We start from the raw sequence: 20,641 nt of genomic DNA, 5'->3' as shown, positions 1-20,641 counted from the left end.
CGCCCACATCAGATCTTCAGTGAACAAAAATCCCGTACCCGCCCCAGATCCCTGTGGGAGCGAGCCTGCTCGCGATAGCGGTGTATCGGCTGGCATCAATGCCAACTGTACCGCCCCATCGCGAGCAAGCTCGCTCCCACAATGGATAGGCTACAACGGCAGAGCCAGGTTGGCTGCAGGCCGCCTTCGCCGAATCGCCGCCCGGAGCAAACCCGCCCACATCAGATCTTCAGTGAACAAAAATCCTGTACCCGCCCCAGATCCCTGTGGGAGCGAGCCTGCTCGCGATAGCGGTGTATCGGCTGGCATCAATGCCAACTGTACCGCCCCATCGCGAGCAAGCTCGCTCCCACAATGGATCGGGGTACAACCGTAGGAGATTGGTCGGCTGTCAGGCCGCCTTCGCGAGCAAGCCCGCTCCCACAGTTGGATTGAGGTACAGCCGAAGAGACAGGCCCGCCGTTAGGCCGCCTCGCTTTGGCTTTGGCTTTGGCTTTGGCTTTTGATCTTAGGCGCCCCGTTAACCACAAGGGCCGAACGCAGGCATTGCGTAGTGGGCATCCCGGCACGGATGCCGGGATAGCCGCGCAGGGCCATGGATGGCCCATCGCGGCGGGCCCACGGAGCAATGCCGGAGTGAGGGAACACCGAGCCTTGGCGAGGTGCCCAGTGGTGGGGCAAGGCGCTTTTGGTTACTTTTGGCGCCCTTTCAAAAGTGACCCGCTGTAAGAGCGGAACCGTAAGTGGCCCTCACCGAAGAAACGGATATACACACCAAAAAAACCAGCCCATAAAAAAAGGCCACCCAAAGGCAGCCTTCAAAAAACTAGAGAGGTTTTTTACTTACACCGCCGCAACCGGACGCATGTAAGAAATCGGTGCAGTACTGGCATCTTCAAACGTCACGACTTCCCAAGCATCTTTCTGCTCAATCAACTTGCGCAGCAGCTGGTTGTTCAGCGCGTGGCCGGACTTGAAGCCCTTGAACTCACCAATCAGGCTGTTGCCCAGCAGGTAGAGATCACCAATTGCATCGAGGATCTTGTGCTTGACGAATTCGTCTTCATAGCGAAGGCCGTCTTCGTTCAAGACACCATCGGAATCGACCACGATCGCGTTTTCCACACTGCCGCCGAGTGCGAGGTTGTGCTTGCGCAGGTACTCGATGTCACTCATGAAACCAAAGGTACGGGCGCGGCTGACTTCTTTTACGAACGAAGTGCTGGAAAAATCCACGCTTGCACTCTGGGTGCGGTCCCGGAAAACCGGGTGATCGAAATCGATCTCGAAGCTCACCTTGAAACCGTCGAAAGGGACGAAAGTGGCGCGCTTGTCGCCGTCTTCCACTGTCACTTCCCGCAGGATGCGGATGAACTTCTTGGCGGCGTCCTGCTCTTCCAGGCCAGCCGATTGAATCAGGAATACGAAGGGTCCGGCACTGCCATCCATGATCGGGACTTCGGACGCGGAGAGCTCGACGTAGGCGTTATCGATGCCCAGGCCAGCCATGGCCGAGAGCAAATGCTCCACCGTATCCACCTTGGTGTCACCGTTGACCAGCGTGGTCGACATAGTGGTTTCACCAACGTTTTCCGCGCGAGCAGGGATCTGCACCACAGGGTCGAGGTCGGCACGACAAAACACGATGCCGGTATCGACAGGCGCGGGCTTGAGGGTCAGGTAGACCTTCTCGCCGGAGTGCAGGCCGACACCTGTGGCACGGATAATATTCTTCAGGGTGCGTTGTTTAATCATGGCATGGGCCGCTTCAGCGCAAATTGCGAACTGGTATCAACAAAGGCTGGCGATGATAGCAGACCAGACCTTTGCTGAACACCAATCACCCGTATCCCCCTGATACATTTCATCAATCGGCCTGACGACGCAGGAAGGCCGGAATGTCCAGGTAATCCAGATCATCCTGCGGATTCATCTTCGCGGCAGTCGCAGCACCGGCCTGGGCCTGGTTGCGCATGACGGTCGGACGGTCCAGGTCACGGTAGTTCACCGCAGGCTGTTCCTGACGAACGGGAGCTTGCTGTTGTGGCTGCGATGCCAGGGCGGTCTGCACGGTATTGTCGACCACCTTCATCGGCTTCTCGATTTTCGCGCCCAGGCCAGTGGCAACCACGGTCACGTGCAGTTCGTCGCGCATATCCGGGTCGATCACGGTGCCGACCTTGACCATCGCGTGGTCGGAGGCGAAGGCTTCGATGATGCTACCCACGTCGGAGTACTCGCCCAGGGACAGGTCGGGACCGGCGGTGATGTTCACCAGGATGCCGCGAGCGCCTTGCAGGTTGACGTCTTCGAGCAACGGGTTGCGGATGGCCGCTTCGGTGGCTTCACGCGCACGGTTCGGACCGCTGGCGCAACCGGTGCCCATCATCGCCATGCCCATTTCGGACATCACGGTGCGCACGTCGGCGAAGTCGACGTTGATCATGCCCGGACGCTTGATGATGTCGGAGATACCGCGAACGGCACCGGCCAGTACGTCGTCAGCCTTGGCGAACGCCGACAAGAGGCTTGCGTCTTTACCGAGGATGGTCAACAGCTTCTCGTTGGGGATGGTGATCAACGAGTCGACGCTGTCGCTCAGCGCACGGATGCCTTCGTCGGCGATCTGCATGCGCTTGCGGCCTTCGAACGGGAACGGACGGGTCACCACCGCAACGGTGAGGATCCCCATTTCCTTGGCCACTTCGGCAATGATCGGTGCTGCACCGGTACCGGTACCGCCGCCCATGCCGGTGGTGATGAACACCATGTTGGTGCCGGCCAGGACTTCAGCGATGCGCTCGCGGTCTTCCAGGGCAGCCTGACGGCCAACCTCGGGATTCGCGCCCGCGCCCAGGCCCTTGGTCACGCCGGTACCCAGTTGGAGGATGGTCCGCGCGCCGATGTTTTTCAGCGCCTGAGCATCGGTGTTGGCGCAGATGAACTCGACGCCTTCGATGTTGCTCTTGACCATGTGGTTGACAGCGTTGCCGCCGCCACCGCCGACACCGATTACCTTGATAACCGGGCTAGCGGGGATGTTGTCTACGAGTTCGAACATTTTCCCTCTCCTTTCATTCTCTAGTTTTTTTCGCCTACTGCGTTTGTTGCCGCCTTCCAGCGCCGGGCCTGAAACCCGGCGCGTGAAGTTTTGAACCTGTATCAGAAATTGCCTTTGACCCACGCCTGGAGCCGCTCGAACAGCGGTGCCTTCGGCTCGTCGCTGCTGTAGCTGTCGCGGCTGCCTATCCCGGAGAACGAGATCCCGTCGGACTGCTTCTGCAAGCCGTACATCAACAGGCCGACGCCGGTGGAGTAGATCGGGTTGCGCACCACGTCATCCAGGCCCTTGACGCCATGGGGCACGCCCAGGCGTACCGGCATGTGGAAAATCTCTTCGGCCAGCTCGACCGCGCCTTCCATCTTCGACGTACCGCCGGTCAACACGATGCCGGCCGGAATCAGGTCTTCGTAGCCGCTGCGACGCAGCTCGGCCTGGATCAGGGTGAACAGCTCGTCGTAACGCGGCTCGACCACCTCGGCCAGCGCCTGGCGCGACAGCTCACGCGGCGGACGGTCGCCGACGCTCGGCACCTTGATGGTTTCGCCGGCGCCGGCCAGTTTCGCCAGGGCGCAGGCGTAGCGGATCTTGATTTCCTCGGCGTACTGGGTCGGAGTGCGCAACGCCATGGCGATGTCGTTGGTCACCTGATCGCCGGCAATCGGGATCACCGCGGTGTGGCGGATGGCGCCTTCGGTGAAGATCGCGATGTCAGTGGTGCCGCCACCGATGTCCACCAGGCACACGCCCAGCTCTTTCTCGTCGTCGGTCAGCACCGAGTAGGCCGAAGCCAGTTGCTCAAGGATGATGTCGTCGATTTCCAGGCCGCAACGGCGTACGCATTTCTCGATGTTCTGCGCGGCGTTCACGGCGCAGGTGACCACGTGGACCTTGGCTTCCAGGCGCACGCCGGACATGCCCAGCGGCTCGCGCACGCCTTCCTGGTTGTCGATCACGTAATCCTGCGGCAGGGTGTGCAGCACCCGCTGGTCGGCCGGGATCGCCACGGCCTGGGCCGCATCGAGCACGCGTTCAAGGTCCGCGGAGCTGACTTCGCGATCACGGATCGCCACGATGCCGTGGGAGTTCAGGCTGCGGATGTGATTGCCCGCCACGCCGACGAACGCCGAGTGGATCCGGCAACCGGCCATCAGCTGCGCTTCTTCGATGGCGCGCTGGATCGACTGCACGGTGGACTCGATGTTCACCACCACGCCTTTTTTCAAGCCACGGGACGGGTGCGTACCGATCCCGACGATGACCAGCGTGCCGTCGTCCGCGACCTCACCTACCAGCGCCACCACCTTGGAAGTGCCGATATCCAGACCGACGATCATTTTTCCGCTTTGCACGTTTGCCATGGGTCCTGCCTCTTCTTAATTCTTCGCGACGGCGGGTACGGCCGTCGTCGGCGCTACAGGTTCGCGCCAGCCAACAGCCAGGCCGTTGGCGTAGCGCAGATCGATGCGCGCAATGTTCGTAATCTGTTCTTTGAGCGTCTTGTCATAGATGGCAATGAAGCGGCGCATCTTTTCCACCAGGTTGCCGCGCCCGAGCAGCAGCTCGATGCCCGGTCCCGAGCTGCCCGCGCCAGTGGTCAGGAACCAGCTGCCGCGCTCACGCAACTCCAGGCGTGCGATGGAGAAGCCCAGCGGCCGCAACATCTGGCTCAACACCTGGTACTGCTGCATCACTTGCTGCTGGGCCCGCTGTGGACCGAACAGTTGAGGCAAATGTTCATAGTTGGCCAGTTCCCGTGGGGTGAACGCCTGGCCCTGGTTGTTCAACAGCGACTCGTCGCCCCAACGGGCCACCGGCAGTTGTTCTTCCAGGCGGATCGACACCTGGTCCGGCCAGACGCGCCGGACTTCGGCGTGGGCGATCCACGGCATCTGTTCCAGCTCGGTGCGCATGCCCGCCAGGTCGATGGTGAAGAAGCTCGACGCCACGTACGGGGCGATCCGCTGCTGCACCGCCTGCTGGCTGATGTAGCTCAGGTCGCCCTGGACGTTGATCCGGGCGATCGGCCGGTCGGCGTAAGGCAGCAGCCGCTGCGCGCCTTCATAGGTGCCGAACCCCAGCGCCACCAGCAGCACCGGCCAGAACAGGCTCTTGAGAAAACCAAAATTGGCTTTCGGCAGGCGCGCCGACATCGGCTCCTTGGCCACCATTCGGCTGGCACCCCGCGGCACCGGCTTGCGACCGGGTGCGGAGGGCTGATGACGAAGCGATGCGCCTTGCATGGCTTAACCTCTTGACTCTTGAGAGTCGACACTGGCCGCCAGGATCGACAGCACCAGTTGCTGGAAATCCAGGCCGGCGGCGCGGGCCGCCATCGGTACCAGACTGTGATCGGTCATGCCGGGAGCGGTGTTGACTTCCAGGAACCAGAACTGCCCATCGACGTCCTGCATCACGTCCGCCCGGCCCCAACCGGTAATACCGAGCGCCTCGCAGGCCTTGGCCGTGAGGTCCATCAGTTCTTGTTCCTTGGCACTGTCCAGCCCGCAAGGAATGCGGTACTGGGTATCGTTGGCGATGTACTTGGCGTCGTAGTCGTAGAACGTGTGCGGGGTGCCCAGCGCGATCGGGGGCAACACCTGGCCACGCAGGATGGCGATGGTGAACTCGGGACCGGTGATCCATTGCTCGACCAGCACTTGCGAATCGTAGGAACTGGCGTCTTTCCATGCCGCGGTCAACTCAGGCAGCGAATTCACTTTCGCCATGCCAATACTTGAACCTTCATGCGCCGGTTTGACGATCAAAGGAAAGCCCAGTTCCGTGGCCGCCGAAATACAATCGGCCTCGCTCGCCAGTACGGCGTGGCGCGGCGTCGGAATGCCGAGGCTGTGCCAGACTTGCTTGGTGCGCAGTTTGTCCATGGCCAGGGCCGACGCCAGGATGCCGCTGCCGGTGTAGGGAATGCCCAGGCATTCGAGCAGGCCTTGCATGCTGCCGTCTTCGCCACCGCGACCGTGAAGGATGATGAAGGCACGATCAATCTTTTCGCTCAGCAGGCGCTGCAGGAAATCATCGCCCACGTCGATGCCGAACGCGTCGACACCGGCACCTTGCAGGGCTTGCAGCACGGCATTGCCGGACTTGAGGGAGACCTCGCGCTCGGCGCTCTTGCCGCCGAACAGCACAGCCACGCGGCCGAAGGCTTTCGGGTCAAGGGTCGAGGCCAGGTTGGCGTAGGCAGCAGTCATTTCAGTTTCCCCTCGCTGGGCGCCACGATGGCTCCGGCGAATAACGGACTTTTCAACAGTTTCGGGGCCAGGCCTCCGATGTCACCGGCACCCTGGCACAGCAGGATGTCGCCGGCGCGCAGCAGCGGTTTGACCAGCGGCGCGAGGTCCACGCCGCGGTCGATGTAAATCGGATCGAGCTGGCCGCGCTGACGGATGCTGTGGCACAGCTGGCGACTGTCGGCCCCCGGGATCGGCTCTTCGCCGGCCGGATAGACGTCCATCAGCAGCAGTACGTTGGCGTCGGCCAATACCTGGACGAAATCGTCGTACAGGTCACGGGTACGGCTATAGCGGTGCGGCTGGTAGACCATCACCAGGCGCCGCTCCGGCCAGCCACCGCGCACGGCCTTGATCACCGCCGCGACTTCGGTCGGGTGGTGGCCGTAGTCGTCCACCAACATCACGTTGCCGCCGTCCACCGGCAGTTCGCCGTAGACCTGGAAGCGCCGGCCCACGCCCTGGAACCCGGACAGGCCCTGGACGATGGCTTCGTCGCTGACGCCTTCGTCGGTAGCGATGCAGATGGTTGCCAGGGCATTGAGCACGTTGTGATTGCCCGGCATGTTGACCGACACGTCCAGCGGCTCGCGGTCGGGGCGCAGCACGGTAAAGAAGGTCTGCATGCCCTGCTGGCGCACGTTGATGGCGCGCACGTCGGCCTCTTCGCCAAAGCCGTAGGTCACCGTCGGACGCTTGACCAGTGGCAGGATCTCGCGCACCACCGGATCGTCCAGGCACACCACCGCCAGACCGTAGAACGGCAGGTTGTGCAGGAACTCGACGAAGGTTTTCTTCAGTTTGTTGAAGTCACCGTCGTAGGTCGCCATGTGGTCGGCGTCGATGTTGGTGACCACCGCCACCAGCGGTTGCAGATGCAGGAAGCTGGCATCGCTCTCATCGGCTTCGGCGATCAGGTAGCGGCTGGTGCCCAACTGGGCATTGGTGCCCGCAGCATTCAAGCGGCCACCGATCACGAAAGTCGGGTCCAGGCCACCGGCGGCGAACACCGAGGCGATCAGGCTGGTGGTGGTGGTCTTGCCGTGAGTACCGGCGACGGCGATGCCGTGGCGATAGCGCATCAGCTCGGCCAGCATCTCGGCCCGCGGCACCACCGGAATACGCCGTTCCAGAGCGGTGGCGACTTCCGGGTTGGAGGTGTTCACGGCGCTGGAAACCACCAGCACGTCGGCAGCAGCGGCGTTCTCGGCACGATGCCCGATGAAAATCCGGGCGCCGAAGGACTCCAGGCGCTCGGTGACCGGCGAAGCCTTCAGGTCGGAACCGGAAACCTCGTAGCCCAGGTTCAGCAGCACTTCGGCGATCCCGCACATGCCCACGCCGCCGATACCGACGAAGTGGATGCGACGGATACGGCGCATTTCCGGTTGTGGCATGGCTTTGCGATTCTCAACCATGGGCCACCTCCAGGCAGGTATCGACCACTTGGGCCGTGGCATCGGGTTTGGCCAGGCGGCGCGCGGCGCGGGCCATGTCTTCAAGTCGTTGCGGCTGCATCAAAACCTCTGTCAGGCGGGCGGCAAGATCCGCGGCGCCAGTCGTTCTTTGCGGCATCAGGAAGGCAGCACCTTCGCGAGCCAAATAGTCGGCGTTGCGGGTCTGGTGATCGTCGATGGCATGGGGCAAGGGCACCAGCATCGAGGGCAGACCGGCGGCAGCCAGTTCGCTGATGGTCAGCGCGCCTGCGCGGCACACCACCAGGTCGGCCCAGCCATAGGCCTGGGCCATGTCTTTGATGAAAGGCTGAACCTGCGCCTCGACGCCGGCGGCGCGGTAGCGTTCGGCGGTCACTCCATCGTGGTTTTTGCCGGCCTGGTGAAACACTTCCGGACGCAGTTCGGGTGCGACCTGCGACAGGGCTTCGGGCAGCAATTTGTTCAACGGCTCTGCGCCCAGGCTTCCACCCAGGATCAGCAAGCGCGCCTTGCGTCCGGCCAGGGCCGGGCGCGGTGTATCGAGAAACAGCTCGGTACGCACCGGATTACCGGTGGTGCGGCGGCTGCCCGACAGGGTAAAGGTGTCGGGAAAGGCTTCACAGACCCGGGCGGCCAACGGCACCAGTAACCGATTGGCGGTACCGGCCACGGCGTTCTGCTCGTGAACGATCACCGGCACCCCGGCCAGTTTGGCCGCGACGCCGCCGGGACCAGTCACATAACCGCCAAACCCCACCACGCAGACCGGCCGCAACCGACGGATCACCGCCCGGGCCTGCCAGATGGACCGGAGCAACATCAGCGGCGCCTTGAGCAGCGACAGCTTGCCTTTGCCCCGCAGGCCGCTGGCGTCGATCCGGTGCAACTCAAGGCCTGCGCCGGGCACCAGTTCGTTCTCGATACCCCGAGGCGTGCCCAGCCAGTGCACGGTATAGCCGCGTGCCTGGAATTCCCGGGCACAGGCCAGCGCCGGGAACACATGCCCGCCGGTCCCGCCGGCCATGATCAGCACGTTAGCGCCCATGAGTCGGCTCCTCGGCGAAGTCGCTCTCATGGAACTCCATCTCTTCGCTGCCCAGGTGGGTTCGACTCTCCCACTCGATGCGCAGCAACAAACCCAGGCAGGCACAGCAGATCACCAGGGAACTACCGCCATAGCTGAGAAACGGCAGCGTCAGGCCCTTGGTCGGCAAGAGGCCGACGTTCACGCCGATGTTGATCAGGAACTGGCCGATCCACAGGAACGACAGGCCATACGCTACGTAGGCCGCGAAAAACTGCTTGGCCTTCTCGGCCCACAAACCGATGTACATGCCGCGCACGCAGACGAACACGAACAGCGCGACGGTGCACAGGGAACCGACCACGCCCAGCTCTTCGGCCAGCACCGAGAACACGAAGTCGGTGTGGGCTTCCGGCAGGTAGAACTGCTTCTGCACACTGTTGCCCAGGCCGACGCCCAGCCATTCGCCACGGCCGAATGCGATCAGTGCCTGGGTCAACTGGTAGCCGGAACCGAACTGGTCGGCCCACGGGTCAGTGAACGTGATCAGGCGCGCCATCCGATAGGGTTGCGCCTGAACCAGCACCGTCACGGCCGCCACTGCCAGCGCCACCATCAGGATGAAACGGAACAGCCCGACGCCGCCCAGAAACAGCATCGCTGCCGCCGCGCCCATCATCACTACCGTGGCGCCGAAGTCCGGCTCCATCAGCAACAGCCCCGCCATCGGCAGCAGGACGATGAACGGCTTGAAGAAGCCCATCCAGCTCTCGCGCACTTCCTTCTGGCGCCGCACCAGGTAGCCGGCCAGGAAGAGCACGACGAAGACCTTGGCGATTTCCGAAGGCTGGACGTTGAAGAAACTGAAGCCGATCCAGCGCATCGAGCCGTTGACCTCGCGGCCGATGCCCGGCACCAGCACCAGCACCAGCAGACCGAAGGCCCCGAGCAGCATCATCCAGCCCAGGCGCTGCCAGGTGGCGATCGGCACCATCATGGTCACAACGCACGCACCCAGGCCGATCACCAGGTAAATCAGGTGGCGAATCATGTGATAAAGCGTGTTGCCCGACTGCACGGCGGCCACTTCCGAGGATGCCGAGGTGATCATCACCAGGCCCAGGCCCAGTAGCGCCAGGCAACCGGCAAGCATCGGGAAGTCCAGGTCGATGCCGCGCCCGGTGATCAACGGTGACGGATAGGGCTTGATGACATTCATCAGGCTCATGCCAAGTCCTCCGCGGCCCGGGCGAACAACTGTCCGCGTTCTTCGTAGTTCTTGAACATGTCGAAACTGGCGCAGGCCGGCGACAACAGGACCGCGTCGCCCGGTTGTGCCAGGGCGCGGCATTGCTGCACCGCTTCGTCCAACGACGCCACACGCACCAGCGGCACGGCGTCGCCGAGCGCCTGGGCGATCAGTTCGCGGTCACGGCCCATCAGCACCACGGCGCGGCAGTTGGCTGCCACCGGATCACGCAGGTCCTTGAAGTCGGCACCCTTGCCATCGCCGCCGGCGATCAGCACCAGCTTGCCTGTAATATCCGCGCCCAGGCCTTCGATGGCGGCCAGTGCGGCGCCGACGTTGGTGGCCTTGGAATCGTTGTACCAGGCCACGCCATCCAGGTCGCGCACCCACTGGCAGCGGTGTTCGAGGCCGGCGAAGGTACGCAGGGCCGAGAGCATGGCGTCGAACGGCAGGCCGACCGCATGCCCCAGGGCCAGCGCCGCCAAGGCATTGGCCTGGTTGTGGGCGCCGCGGATCTTCAGTTCACGTACCGGCATCAGGTTCTGGAATTCGAAGGCCAGGTATTTCTCGCCGTTCTCTTCGCGCAAGCCGAAGCCTTTGAAATCCGGAACGCCCAGGCCGAAGGACCAGCACGGCATGCCCTCGCCCAGCAACGGCCGGGTCAGGGCGTCCTGACGGTTGAACACCACTTGCCGGGCGCCGCGGAAGATCCGGTGCTTGGCCAGGTGGTAAGCCGGCAGGCCGCTGTAGCGGTCCATATGGTCTTCGCTGATGTTGAGCACGGTCGCCACTTCGGCGCCCAGGTGATCGGTGGTTTCCAGTTGGAAGCTCGACAGCTCCATCACGTACAGCTCGACGTCGTCGCTGAGCAGGTCCAGCGCCGGTGTACCGAGGTTGCCGCCCACGGCGACGCGCTTGCCGGCCGCGGCCGCCATCTCGCCCACCAGGGTGGTGACGGTGCTTTTCGCATTGGAACCGCTGATGGCCACAATTGGCGCCTTGGCGTTACGCGCGAACAACTCGATGTCGCCGGACAAACGCACGCCACGGGCAGCGGCAGCCTGCAGGGCCGGGGTCGCCAGGGCCAGGCCAGGGCTCACGTAGAGCTCATCGGCGCGGCACAGGAATTCGACGTCCAGCTCGCCACAACGCACCTCCACCTGCGGATAGTCACGCCGCAGCGTGGCCAGCTCAGGTGGATTTTCCCGCGTATCGGCAACGGCAAACGACACGCCCCGGTTCGCCAGGAAGCGAACCAGGGACATGCCGCTCTTGCCGAGGCCGACAACGATGCGGAAGTGGTCGGAAGCGATCAGGGACACTCGTTCTACCTCAGCTTCAGGGTGGCCAGGCCGATCAGCACCAGAATCACGGTGATGATCCAAAAACGGACGATCACACGTGGCTCGGGCCAGCCCTTGAGTTCAAAGTGGTGGTGGATCGGCGCCATGCGGAAAACGCGGCGGCCGGTCAATTTAAAGGAGGCGACCTGAATGACGACTGACAGGGTCTCCATCACGAAGACGCCGCCCATGATGAACAGGACGATTTCCTGGCGAACGATCACCGCGATGGTGCCCAGGGCCGCGCCCAGCGCCAACGCACCGACGTCACCCATGAAGACCTGCGCCGGGTAGGTGTTGAACCACAGGAAGCCCAGTCCGGCACCGATCAGCGCACCGCAGAACACGATCAGCTCGCCCGCCCCTGGCACATACGGGATCAGCAAGTACTCGGCGAATTTCACGTTACCCGACAGGTAGCAGAAGATCCCCAGCGCGCCGCCGACCATGACCGTTGGCATGATTGCCAGGCCGTCGAGGCCATCGGTGAGGTTCACCGCGTTGCTCGAACCGACGATCACCAGGTAGGTCAGGACGATGAAGCCGGCACCCAACGGAATGCTGTAGTCCTTGAGCATCGGCAGGATCAGGGTGGTTTCCACCGGCGAAGCGGCCGTCATATAAAGGAAGATCGCTGCGCCAAGGCCGAACACCGACTGCCAGAAATACTTCCAGCGGCTTGGCAGCCCGCGGGAGTTCTTCTCGATGACCTTGCGATAATCGTCGACCCAGCCGATGGCGCCGAAAAACAGGGTCACCAGCAACACGACCCAGACGTAGCGGTTCGCCAGGTCGGCCCACAGCAACGTACTGACGCCAATCGAGGACAGGATCAGCGCACCGCCCATGGTCGGGGTACCGGACTTGGACAGGTGCGATTGCGGGCCGTCGTTACGCACCGACTGGCCGATTTGCAGGTTCTGCAAAGTGCGGATCATCCACGGACCCAGGAACAGTGACAACGTCAGCGCGGTCAGCACACCCAGAATCCCGCGCAGGGTCAGGTACTGGAAGACCGCGAAGCCTTTGTAGAACTGTTGCAGGTACTCCGCTAGCAGCAGCAGCATCAATGTTTCTCCGTACGGGTGCCGCACAGCGCCGCGACGATGTTTTCCATCGCTGCGCTACGAGAGCCCTTGATCAATAGGGTGGTGTTCGGGTCCTGCTCGGCGCCCAGCGCCCGGATCAGCTCGGCCTGCGTCGCAAAATGCCGGCCGTGCTCGCCGAAGGCGGCGACCGCATGGGCCATCATCGGACCGACGGCATACAGCGCATCGACCTTGCCGCGCGCATAGGCGCCGACATCGTGGTGACCTTGTTGCGCCCATTCGCCCAGCTCGCCGATATCCCCCAGTACCAGCACGGTACGGCCGGAAAAACCGGCAAGGATATCCACCGCCGCGCACATGGATGTCGGGTTGGCGTTGTAGGTGTCGTCGATCACGCGCATGCCATTGCTGGCCAACTGCGCGACGGTGCGTCCCTTGACCGGCTGCACCGCGTTCAGCCCGGCAACGATGCCCGGCAACGACACGCCCAGGGCATGGGCGGCAGCGGCGGCGGCCAGGGCATTGGCAACGTTATGAGTGCCCAGCAGGTTCAACTGGACCCGCTCGGCGCCATCCGGACCGTGCAGATTGAAAGCCGGGCAACCCCGGGCGTCGCGGTCCAGGTCACTGGCATAGAAATTCGCCGCGACGTTGCTCAAGGCAAAGGTCAGCACCTTGCGCTCGCCGGCACGGGTCTTCCAGATCTCGAAGGCCTTGTCGTCGAGATTCAACACGGCGACACCATCGGCCGCCAGCCCTTCAATGATCTCGCCCTTGGCCTCGACGATTTTTTCCGGGCCGCCGAACTCGCCGACGTGGGCGGTCCCGGCATTGTTGAGCACGGCCACGTGGGGTTTGGTCAGGCCCACGGTGTAGGCGATCTCGCCGAGCCGCGAAGCGCCCAGCTCAATGACCGCGGCGCTATGTTCCGGCGCCAGCTCCAGCAAAGTCAGCGGCACGCCCAGGTCGTTGTTCAGGTTGCCACGGGTTGCCAGCACCGGACCGCGGGTGCGCAGGATGCTCGCGAGCATTTCCTTGACCGTGGTCTTGCCGCTGGAACCGGTGATGGCCGCGACCGGCTTGTCGAAGGCAGCGCGGTTCAGCGCCCCGAGCTGGCCCAGGGCCTGGCGGGTATCCTCTACCTGCAACTGAGGCAAGGTGCTGTTGGTCACTTCACGCTCGACCAGTGCCGCGACCGCGCCCTTGGCGGCGACCTCGTTGAGGTAATCGTGGCCGTCGAAACGCGGCCCGGTCAGGGCGACGAACAACTGCCCCGCTGCAATGGCCCGGCTGTCGATGCTGACGCCGTCGAAACTGGCGTCGGCCGCGACGAGGCGTGCGTTCAGGGCGTTGGTCAGTTCGCTGAGCTTCAAGGCCTTAAGCATGGCCCACCTCCCACGCGGTCAAGGCATGATCGGCTTCCACCAGATCGGAGAAAGGCTGGCGTTCACCGTTGATTTCCTGATAGTCCTCATGCCCTTTGCCCGCCAGGACGACGACGTCGTCCGCCGAGGCGCTGGCGATCAATCGGGCGATGGCCTGGCCGCGACCGGCCACGAAATCGACGTTATCGACGGCCGAGAAACCGGCACGGATGTCGTCGAAGATCCGCAACGGGTCTTCACTGCGTGGATTGTCATCGGTCACCAGCACGCCATCGGCCAGCCGCTCGACCACTTCGGCCATCAGCGGGCGCTTGCCGCGATCACGGTCACCGCCGCAGCCGAACAGGCACAGCAACCGGCCCTTGGCGTGAGGCCGCAGGGCCGACAGGACTTTTTCCAGGGCATCGGGGGTGTGGGCGTAGTCGACCACCACCAGCGGCTGGGTACCGCCACCCAGGCGTTGCATGCGTCCGGCCGGACCTTCGAGCTTCGGCAGGACCTTGAGGATTTCGTCCAGCGCGTAGTCCAGGCCGAGCAAGGCGCCGATGGCGGCCAGCACATTGCTCAGGTTGAAGCGGCCCAGCAAGGTGCTGCGCAGGTGATGCTCGCCCTGGGGCGTGACCAGCGTGGCACGCACGCCTTCGTCATCGAACTGCGCCTGGCGTACATAAAGGTAGGCGCTGGCATCTTCCAGGCTATAGGTGATCAACCGCGACTCGCGCTTGTCGGCGGCCAGTTGCCGGCCGAATTCGTCATCGAGGTTGATGACCCGGCATTTCAGGTCATTCCAGGCAAACAGCTTGGCCTTGGCTTCGCCGTAGGCCTGCATCGTGCCGTGGTAATCCAGGTGATCGCGGGACAGGTTGGTCAACACCGCAACGTCAAAGGCGAGCGCGCTGACGCGCCCCTGGTCCAGGCCATGGGAAGAGACTTCCATGGCGACGGCCTTGGCACCGGCCTTCTTCAGGTCGGCCAGCGTCGCTTGTACGGCAACCGGGTTCGGCGTGGTGTGCAAGCCACTCTCCAGCGCGCCATGGAAACCGTTGCCCAGGGTCCCGACGATGCCGCAATGCTGGCCGAGCAGGTCCAGAGCCTGGGCCACCAGTTGAGTGACGCTGGTCTTACCGTTGGTGCCGGTCACGCCGATCAGGTTCAGATGCCGGCTCGGTTCGCCATAGAAGCGCCCGGCGATATCCGACAGCTGCGCCGCCAGGCCCTTGACCGGAATCAGCGGTACGTCGGTGATCGGCAGCACGGTGGCACCGTCCACTTCATAAGCCACCGCCGCCGCGCCACGCTTCAGAGCGTCGGCGATGTGGGCACGGCCATCGAAGCGGGCACCGGGCACAGCCAGGAACAGGTCCCCAGCCCGTACATTACGGCTATCGAGGGCCAGCTCACGGATCAGCAGGTCGTGACCGGCGTGGGCGAAAATCTTGTTCAGGCTCAGGGACATCAGCCACGCCCTCCTTCGGCTTTCAAGGGAATGACCGGTGCGGTATTGGCCTGCTGGGTCGGCGGCAGGTTATCCGGGGTAATGTTCATCAGGCGCAGGGTGCCGGACATCACTTTGCTGAACACCGGCGCCGAAACCAGACCACCGAAGTAACCGGCCTTGCTCGGTTCGTCGATGACCACGACGATCGCATAGCGCGGATCGCTCATCGGGCCGAAGCCGGCGAACAGCGATCGATAGGAGTTCTCGGCATAGCCTTTGGTGCCCACGGAGGTTTTCCGGGCCGTACCCGACTTGCCCGCCACGTGGTAGGCCGGGACCTGGGCACGATAGACGCCACGCGGCGCCTCGATCACTTGCTGCAACATGCCCTGCATGGTCTTGGCGACGTTTTCCGGGATCACCTGGGTGGCCTGCGGCGGCTTGTCGGTCTTGATCAGGGTCAGCGGGACGATGCGCCCGTTGTTGGCCAGCGCGGAAAACGCGTGGACGAGCTGAATCGCCGTCACGGAAACACCGTAGCCGTAGGACAACGTAGCCGTCTCGGCCTTGCGCCAGTCGCGATAGTTCGGCAGGTTGCCGACACGCTCGCCAGGGAAGCCCAGGCCGGTGTCCTGGCCGAGGCCGATTTTCTGGGCGAGACGGTAGATGGTTTCACCGCCGATATCGAAGGCGATCTTGCTCATGCCTACGTTACTGGAATTGATCAGGATGCCGGTCAGGTCGAGTACCGGGCCTTCGGTCTTGGACACGTCGCGAATGGTGTACTTGCCGATCTGCAAGGTGCCTGGATACACCTCGACGGTGTCGCTCGGCTTCCAGCGCCCGGTCTCCAGGGCAGCGGCCATGGACACGGCTTTCATGGTCGAGCCCGGCTCGAACACGTCGATCATCGCGCGGTTGCGCATCATCGCCGGCTGCAGGTTGCGGCGGTTGTTGGGGTTGTAGGTCGGCTGGTTGACCATGGCCAGGATCTCGCCGGTCTTGACGTCCATGATCACCAGGCTACCGGCCTTGGCGCCGTTCTCGACGATGGCGTTGCGCAGCTCGCGGTTGGCCAGGTATTGCAGGCGCAGGTCAATGGACAACGCCAAGGGCTTGCCGGCCTTGGCGTTTTTGGTGACCTGGACATCCTTGATCAGCCGGCCGCGCCGGTCCTTGATGACCTGGCGCTTGCCGGCGACTCCGGCGAGCCACTCGTCGTAGGCCAGCTCGACACCTTCGCGACCTCGATCATCGATGTCGGTAAACCCGACCATGTGTGCCGTGACTTCGCCGGCCGGGTAGAAACGCCGGAACTCTTCGATGCCATAGACGCCCGGTACCTTGAGGTCGAGCACGCTCTGGCCCTGCTCGGGGGTCAACCCGCGCACCAGATAAATGAATTCTTTATTGGCCTGGGATTCGAGGCGCTCGGCCAGGGCCTTGGGATCTTGCCCGAGGGCGGCGGCCAGTGCAGGCCATTTTTCCTTGGCCTGTTGCATTTCCTTGGCATTGGCCCACAGGGTGGTCACCGGCGTACTCACGGCCAGCGGTTCGCCATTGCGGTCAGTGATCAGGCCACGGTGAGCCGGGATCGGGATATGCCGCACGCTGCGGGCATCGCCCTGCCCCTTGAGGAAATCACGGTCGACGACCTGCAGGTCGATGATGCGCCAGGAAATCGCGGCCACCATGATCCCGAGCAGCCCCAGGACCAGACGGAACCGCCACGGGAACAATGCTCCTTCGAGCTTCATCATGGCGCCACCATCTGCACTTCGGCGGCGCCGGGAATGCGCATTTTCAGTTGTTCGGTGGCCAACACTTCGATGCGACTGTGGGCGGTCCAAGTGCTTTGCTCCAGGATCAACCGCCCCCACTCAGCCTGCGCCTTGTCGCGCACGCTCAGTTCGTTGTAAAGGGTGTTGAGCAACTGCCGGTTCCAGTGCGCGCTATAGGATACGGCGATGGCCGACACGAGCACGCCGATAAACAGCAGCAGCATGAAAAAGCTGCCGCCGGGCAGTGGCTTGGCGAAGAGCTTGCTCACCGCAACTTCTCCGCAACACGCATGACGGCACTACGGGCCCGAGGGTTGACCTTGAGTTCGGCCTCGGAGGCGAACTGGGCCTTGCCATGGATCTTGATTTTCGGCACGAAGGCTTCGAAACGCACCGGCAGGTTACGCGGCAGGTTATCGGCTTCGCCCTTGGTGAGTTTGCGCATGAACAGTTTGACGATACGGTCTTCCAGGGAATGGAAGCTGATCACCACCAGACGACCGCCGACTTCCAGGACGTCGAGCGCTGCCTCGAGGCCGGCCTCCAGGTCGCCCAGCTCATTATTGACGTGGATGCGCAATCCCTGGAAAGCACGGGTCGCCGGGTTCTTGCCCTTTTCCCAAGCCGGATTGGCAACTTTCAGCACCTCGGCCAGATCGCCGGTACGCTCGAATGGCTTGATGTCACGGCGCTCCACCACGGCGCGCGCCATCCGACCGGAGAAGCGTTCTTCACCGTACTCCTTGAAGACCCGGGCAATTTCTTCCACCGGCGCGGTATTGACGAATTCGGCGGCGCTGATACCGCGGGACGGATCCATGCGCATGTCCAGCGGGCCGTCGTTGAGGAAGCTGAAGCCACGCTCCGGGTCGTCCAGTTGCGGCGACGACACGCCCAGATCCAGCAAAACACCGTTGACCTTGCCTGTCAGGCCGCGCCCGGCGACCTCCGAGCCCAACTCGGCAAAGCTGCGCTGCACAACGACAAAGCGGCCGTCTTCGGCCGCCAGCGCTTGCCCGGTGGCAATCGCTTGAGGATCTTTATCGAATCCCAACAGCCGTCCACCCGGACCGAGCTTGCTGAGGATCAACCGGCTGTGCCCGCCACGCCCGAACGTACCGTCCAGATAGCAGCCATCAGGACGTACGGCGAGAGCCTCGACGGCTTCGTCAAGCAGTACGGTGATGTGGTTAAAGCCGCTATCAATAGTCACAGGATCAAATCACGCAGTTCATCAGGCATGGCGCCCGGTTGTTGAATAGCAGCGAGGTCAGCGGCAGAAACCGCGTTCCAGGCATCTTCGTCCCACAGTTGGAACTTGTTCAGTTGCCCCACCAGCATGGCGCGCTTGTCGAGCCTGGCGTATTCGCGCAGGCGCGGCGGAACCAGAAATCGACCGCTGCCATCAAGCTCCAGGTCGACCGCGTTACCAATCAGCAGGCGTTGCAGGCGGCGATTTTCTTCACGCAAGGACGGCAGTGCGCGCAGTTTGGTTTCGATGATTTCCCACTCATCCAGAGGGTAAACGCACAAACATGGATCAACGGCGTCGATCGTGACGATTAATTGGCCAGAACTACGCGAAACGAGCTCGTCACGGTACCGGCTCGGCATGGCGAGACGGCCCTTTGCATCGAGACTGATAGCGTTAGCTCCGCGAAACACGTCAGCGTTTCTCCAAGATTTAGCGTTTTACGCTCAAAAAACCCACTTCATGCCACTTTCCGCCACTTGCGCACACTATAGGAATGCGCCCACTGCACCGTCAAGGCGCGGATTGAAGGAAAAGCCTTATAGATCGGAGATTTAGGAGCGTTTCAGGAGGGGAAACAAGAATCTGACGTAGGAAATTTCGCCTCAACTTGAGAGAGCACAGGAGGCTGCGCGCACAAGTTAAAGTAATTTATTAAGAGTAAGAATTTTTTGGTCTTAGGAACTGCGCCTGCCAGTGATTCCGGCAAGGTGGGGAAAGGTGGAGAGTCGATCTGTAAGCCGGGTTCTGTCTTGAACAGTCATTCGTCTACGATGGCCATCACTGGACATCTTTAGCAACCTACCCGGTCCCAGCGCGGGCCACGCCTTGGGACCCTATTTGGTCTTGCTCCAAGTGGGGTTTACCTAGCCACGAACTGTTGCCAGCCGTGCGGTGCGCTCTTACCGCACCTTTTCACCCTTACCGGCGCCGAAACGCTTAGGCGGTTATTTTCTGTGGCACTTTCCGTAGGCTCACGCCTCCCAGGCATTACCTGGCACTTCGCCCTATGGAGCCCGGACTTTCCTCCCCCCCCTAATTTTCATAGGGGGCAGCGACTGTCCGATCGACTCTCCGCCGCGAAGGTTAACGGTAGAGCGCCGCAAGAACAAGCGATAAAAGCCTTGGGCCAGCCCGCCCCCTGCCTTTACTGGCCCTTCTGTTTATCCAGCGCGACCTGGTACAGCACATTCTTGCGCTCGCCGGTGATCTGCGCCGCGAGGGCGGCGGCGCGTTTGAGGGGCATTTCCTCGAGCAGCAGGTTCAGGATGCGCATCGCTTCGCTGCTGACCGCCTCTTCGTTGTCCGGCGGCGTCCAGCCCGCCACCAGCACCACGCATTCACCGCGCTGCTGGTTGCTGTCGCTCTCGACGAAAGCACGCAGCTCGGCCAATGGCAGGCCCTTGAGGGTTTCAAAGGTCTTGGTCAACTCACGGGCCAGCAGCGCCGGACGCTCGGCGCCAAATACCAGCTCCATGTCTTGCAGGCACTCCAGAATACGGTGCGGCGCCTCATAGAAGATCAACGTCCTGGGTTCCTCCTTTATAGCCTCCAGGCGTGCGCGCCGCCCGACAGCCTTGGCCGGCAGGAAACCTTCGAAGATGAAACGGTCCGACGGCAAGCCGGCTGCCGACAGTGCTGCGATCAGGGCGCACGCCCCCGGCACTGGCACCACGTTGATCCCGGCCGCCCGGGCCTGGCGCACCAGATGATAGCCAGGATCGGAGATCAGCGGCGTTCCCGCATCGGAGATCAGCGCGACGTTATCGCCCGCCAGCAATCGAGTGATAAACCGACTGCCTTCGTCCCGCTCGTTGTGCTCGTGACAGGCCGCCAATGGCGTCGAAATACCGAAATGTTGCAGCAAGCGCTGGGAATGGCGGGTGTCTTCGGCTGCAATGAGTGCCACGTCCTGCAGGATTTTCAGCGCCCGAGCGCTGATATCGTCCAGGTTGCCAATGGGCGTCGCCACCACATAAAGCGAGCCAGCAGCGGAATTCAAAGCACCTGGAGCAGTCAAAACGCACACCTCATGATGGGTAAAAACCGCCATTGTAGCGTGTGACGGTCGTCTGAGCTGTTCACATCAGCCATTGTGGCGAGGGAGCTTGCTCCCGCTCGGCCGGTCCGCGGTCGGGCGCAGCAGCCGTAAAAACCTGCAACCGCATCGTGATGTACCTTGTTCAATGGTTTGTTGGGGCTGCTGCGCAGCCCAGCGGGAGCAAGCTCCCTCGCCACAGAGGCAATACCCAGTCTTTTGTGGTGCCGCACTCTTTGAAATACCTAAATCGATCGATTCACACCACCGACATCGCGCCCCGGCCAGTGCTTGGGTACAATTCGACGCTAATTTGATCTCGTATCAGGAACAT

At 62.7% G+C, this 20,641-nt stretch carries 17 protein-coding genes and 1 other RNA gene; all 18 read right to left on the bottom strand.

Features of this window, described 5'->3' with window-relative positions:
- Nucleotides 1–843: 843 nt before the first annotated feature.
- The 18 genes from lpxC to rsmI all read right to left on the bottom strand — a co-directional run bounded on the left by lpxC (nt 844) and on the right by rsmI (nt 20,322).
- Nucleotides 844–1,755 carry a UDP-3-O-acyl-N-acetylglucosamine deacetylase gene (gene lpxC, locus ACLEJR_RS14425; protein ID WP_010452622.1) on the bottom strand — a complete coding sequence of 304 codons (912 nt, stop codon included), beginning with the start codon at nt 1,753–1,755 and terminating at the stop codon, nt 844–846.
- 112 nt (nt 1,756–1,867) lie between these two features.
- Nucleotides 1,868–3,061 carry a cell division protein FtsZ gene (ftsZ, locus tag ACLEJR_RS14420; RefSeq protein ID WP_440814713.1) on the bottom strand — a complete coding sequence of 398 codons (1,194 nt, stop codon included), beginning with the start codon at nt 3,059–3,061 and terminating at the stop codon, nt 1,868–1,870.
- Nucleotides 3,062–3,162: 101 nt separating this feature from the next.
- Complete coding sequence (gene ftsA, locus ACLEJR_RS14415) at nt 3,163–4,422, bottom strand: cell division protein FtsA (protein ID WP_003205342.1); 1,260 nt, start codon at nt 4,420–4,422, stop codon at nt 3,163–3,165.
- A gap of 15 nt (nt 4,423–4,437) precedes the next feature.
- On the bottom strand, nt 4,438–5,304 hold the full coding sequence (locus tag ACLEJR_RS14410) for a cell division protein FtsQ/DivIB (protein WP_245144145.1): 867 nt from the start codon (nt 5,302–5,304) through the stop codon (nt 4,438–4,440).
- A gap of 3 nt (nt 5,305–5,307) precedes the next feature.
- Complete coding sequence (locus tag ACLEJR_RS14405) at nt 5,308–6,273, bottom strand: D-alanine--D-alanine ligase (protein WP_440814710.1); 966 nt, start codon at nt 6,271–6,273, stop codon at nt 5,308–5,310.
- The gene (gene murC, locus ACLEJR_RS14400; RefSeq protein WP_440798810.1) at nt 6,270–7,730 is read right to left on the bottom strand and encodes a UDP-N-acetylmuramate--L-alanine ligase; all 1,461 of its coding nucleotides are present in this window, start codon (nt 7,728–7,730) and stop codon (nt 6,270–6,272) included. Before murC ends, ACLEJR_RS14405 begins: the two co-directional genes overlap by 4 nt.
- Complete coding sequence (murG, locus tag ACLEJR_RS14395; protein WP_440814709.1) at nt 7,723–8,793, bottom strand: undecaprenyldiphospho-muramoylpentapeptide beta-N-acetylglucosaminyltransferase; 1,071 nt, start codon at nt 8,791–8,793, stop codon at nt 7,723–7,725. The genes murC and murG overlap by 8 nt, the downstream gene beginning before the upstream one ends.
- Nucleotides 8,783–10,000, bottom strand: a complete 1,218-nt coding sequence (gene ftsW / locus ACLEJR_RS14390; protein ID WP_440798814.1) for a putative lipid II flippase FtsW — start codon at nt 9,998–10,000, stop codon at nt 8,783–8,785. Before ftsW ends, murG begins: the two co-directional genes overlap by 11 nt.
- Entirely contained in the window at nt 9,997–11,343 is a 1,347-nt protein-coding gene (gene murD, locus ACLEJR_RS14385; protein WP_440798816.1) for a UDP-N-acetylmuramoyl-L-alanine--D-glutamate ligase, read from the bottom strand. The genes ftsW and murD overlap by 4 nt, the downstream gene beginning before the upstream one ends.
- Nucleotides 11,344–11,348: 5 nt before the next feature.
- Nucleotides 11,349–12,431 (bottom strand): phospho-N-acetylmuramoyl-pentapeptide-transferase, encoded by a 1,083-nt coding sequence (gene mraY / locus ACLEJR_RS14380; RefSeq protein ID WP_440798818.1) that lies wholly within the window; start codon nt 12,429–12,431, stop codon nt 11,349–11,351.
- Nucleotides 12,431–13,798 carry a UDP-N-acetylmuramoyl-tripeptide--D-alanyl-D-alanine ligase gene (locus tag ACLEJR_RS14375; RefSeq protein WP_440814705.1) on the bottom strand — a complete coding sequence of 456 codons (1,368 nt, stop codon included), beginning with the start codon at nt 13,796–13,798 and terminating at the stop codon, nt 12,431–12,433. The genes mraY and ACLEJR_RS14375 overlap by 1 nt, the downstream gene beginning before the upstream one ends.
- Complete coding sequence (locus tag ACLEJR_RS14370; protein WP_440814703.1) at nt 13,791–15,254, bottom strand: UDP-N-acetylmuramoyl-L-alanyl-D-glutamate--2,6-diaminopimelate ligase; 1,464 nt, start codon at nt 15,252–15,254, stop codon at nt 13,791–13,793. The genes ACLEJR_RS14375 and ACLEJR_RS14370 overlap by 8 nt, the downstream gene beginning before the upstream one ends.
- Nucleotides 15,254–16,993: a peptidoglycan D,D-transpeptidase FtsI family protein gene (locus ACLEJR_RS14365; RefSeq protein WP_440798840.1), complete on the bottom strand. Its 1,740-nt coding sequence runs from the start codon at nt 16,991–16,993 to the stop codon at nt 15,254–15,256. Before ACLEJR_RS14365 ends, ACLEJR_RS14370 begins: the two co-directional genes overlap by 1 nt.
- Nucleotides 16,993–17,286: a cell division protein FtsL gene (gene ftsL, locus ACLEJR_RS14360; protein WP_003178214.1), complete on the bottom strand. Its 294-nt coding sequence runs from the start codon at nt 17,284–17,286 to the stop codon at nt 16,993–16,995. Before ftsL ends, ACLEJR_RS14365 begins: the two co-directional genes overlap by 1 nt.
- A complete protein-coding gene (rsmH, locus tag ACLEJR_RS14355; RefSeq protein ID WP_440814701.1) occupies nt 17,283–18,230 on the bottom strand; it encodes a 16S rRNA (cytosine(1402)-N(4))-methyltransferase RsmH in 948 nt (315 codons plus the stop codon). Before rsmH ends, ftsL begins: the two co-directional genes overlap by 4 nt.
- Nucleotides 18,227–18,682, bottom strand: coding sequence for a division/cell wall cluster transcriptional repressor MraZ (mraZ, locus tag ACLEJR_RS14350; protein ID WP_186530428.1), 456 nt, complete (start codon nt 18,680–18,682; stop codon nt 18,227–18,229). Before mraZ ends, rsmH begins: the two co-directional genes overlap by 4 nt.
- A gap of 307 nt (nt 18,683–18,989) precedes the next feature.
- An RNA gene (gene rnpB, locus ACLEJR_RS14345) (RNase P RNA component class A) lies at nt 18,990–19,343 on the bottom strand.
- A 73-nt stretch (nt 19,344–19,416) separates the two neighbouring features.
- Nucleotides 19,417–20,322, bottom strand: coding sequence for a 16S rRNA (cytidine(1402)-2'-O)-methyltransferase (rsmI, locus tag ACLEJR_RS14340; RefSeq protein WP_440814699.1), 906 nt, complete (start codon nt 20,320–20,322; stop codon nt 19,417–19,419).
- Nucleotides 20,323–20,641 lie beyond the last annotated feature (319 nt).

The sequence above is a fragment of the Pseudomonas sp. SMN5 genome (assembly GCF_052041925.1).
Classification (GTDB): Bacteria; Pseudomonadota; Gammaproteobacteria; order Pseudomonadales; family Pseudomonadaceae; genus Aquipseudomonas.
The sequence above is the reverse complement of the archived record's forward strand: the minus strand, read 5'-3'. Positions and strand labels throughout refer to the sequence as shown.

What these genes read in the sequence shown, in the direction of transcription:
- lpxC (WP_010452622.1), bottom strand. Translation starts at nt 1,755, where the DNA reads ATGATTAAACAACGCACCCTGAAGAATATTATCCGTGCCACAGGTGTC.
- ftsZ (WP_440814713.1), bottom strand. Translation starts at nt 3,061, where the DNA reads ATGTTCGAACTCGTAGACAACATCCCCGCTAGCCCGGTTATCAAGGTA.
- ftsA (WP_003205342.1), bottom strand. Translation starts at nt 4,422, where the DNA reads ATGGCAAACGTGCAAAGCGGAAAAATGATCGTCGGTCTGGATATCGGC.
- ACLEJR_RS14410 (WP_245144145.1), bottom strand. Translation starts at nt 5,304, where the DNA reads ATGCAAGGCGCATCGCTTCGTCATCAGCCCTCCGCACCCGGTCGCAAG.
- ACLEJR_RS14405 (WP_440814710.1), bottom strand. Translation starts at nt 6,273, where the DNA reads ATGACTGCTGCCTACGCCAACCTGGCCTCGACCCTTGACCCGAAAGCC.
- murC (WP_440798810.1), bottom strand. Translation starts at nt 7,730, where the DNA reads ATGGTTGAGAATCGCAAAGCCATGCCACAACCGGAAATGCGCCGTATC.
- murG (WP_440814709.1), bottom strand. Translation starts at nt 8,793, where the DNA reads ATGGGCGCTAACGTGCTGATCATGGCCGGCGGGACCGGCGGGCATGTG.
- ftsW (WP_440798814.1), bottom strand. Translation starts at nt 10,000, where the DNA reads ATGAGCCTGATGAATGTCATCAAGCCCTATCCGTCACCGTTGATCACC.
- mraY (WP_440798818.1), bottom strand. Translation starts at nt 12,431, where the DNA reads ATGCTGCTGCTGCTAGCGGAGTACCTGCAACAGTTCTACAAAGGCTTC.
- ACLEJR_RS14375 (WP_440814705.1), bottom strand. Translation starts at nt 13,798, where the DNA reads ATGCTTAAGGCCTTGAAGCTCAGCGAACTGACCAACGCCCTGAACGCA.
- ACLEJR_RS14370 (WP_440814703.1), bottom strand. Translation starts at nt 15,254, where the DNA reads ATGTCCCTGAGCCTGAACAAGATTTTCGCCCACGCCGGTCACGACCTG.
- ACLEJR_RS14365 (WP_440798840.1), bottom strand. Translation starts at nt 16,993, where the DNA reads ATGAAGCTCGAAGGAGCATTGTTCCCGTGGCGGTTCCGTCTGGTCCTG.
- rsmI (WP_440814699.1), bottom strand. Translation starts at nt 20,322, where the DNA reads ATGGCGGTTTTTACCCATCATGAGGTGTGCGTTTTGACTGCTCCAGGT.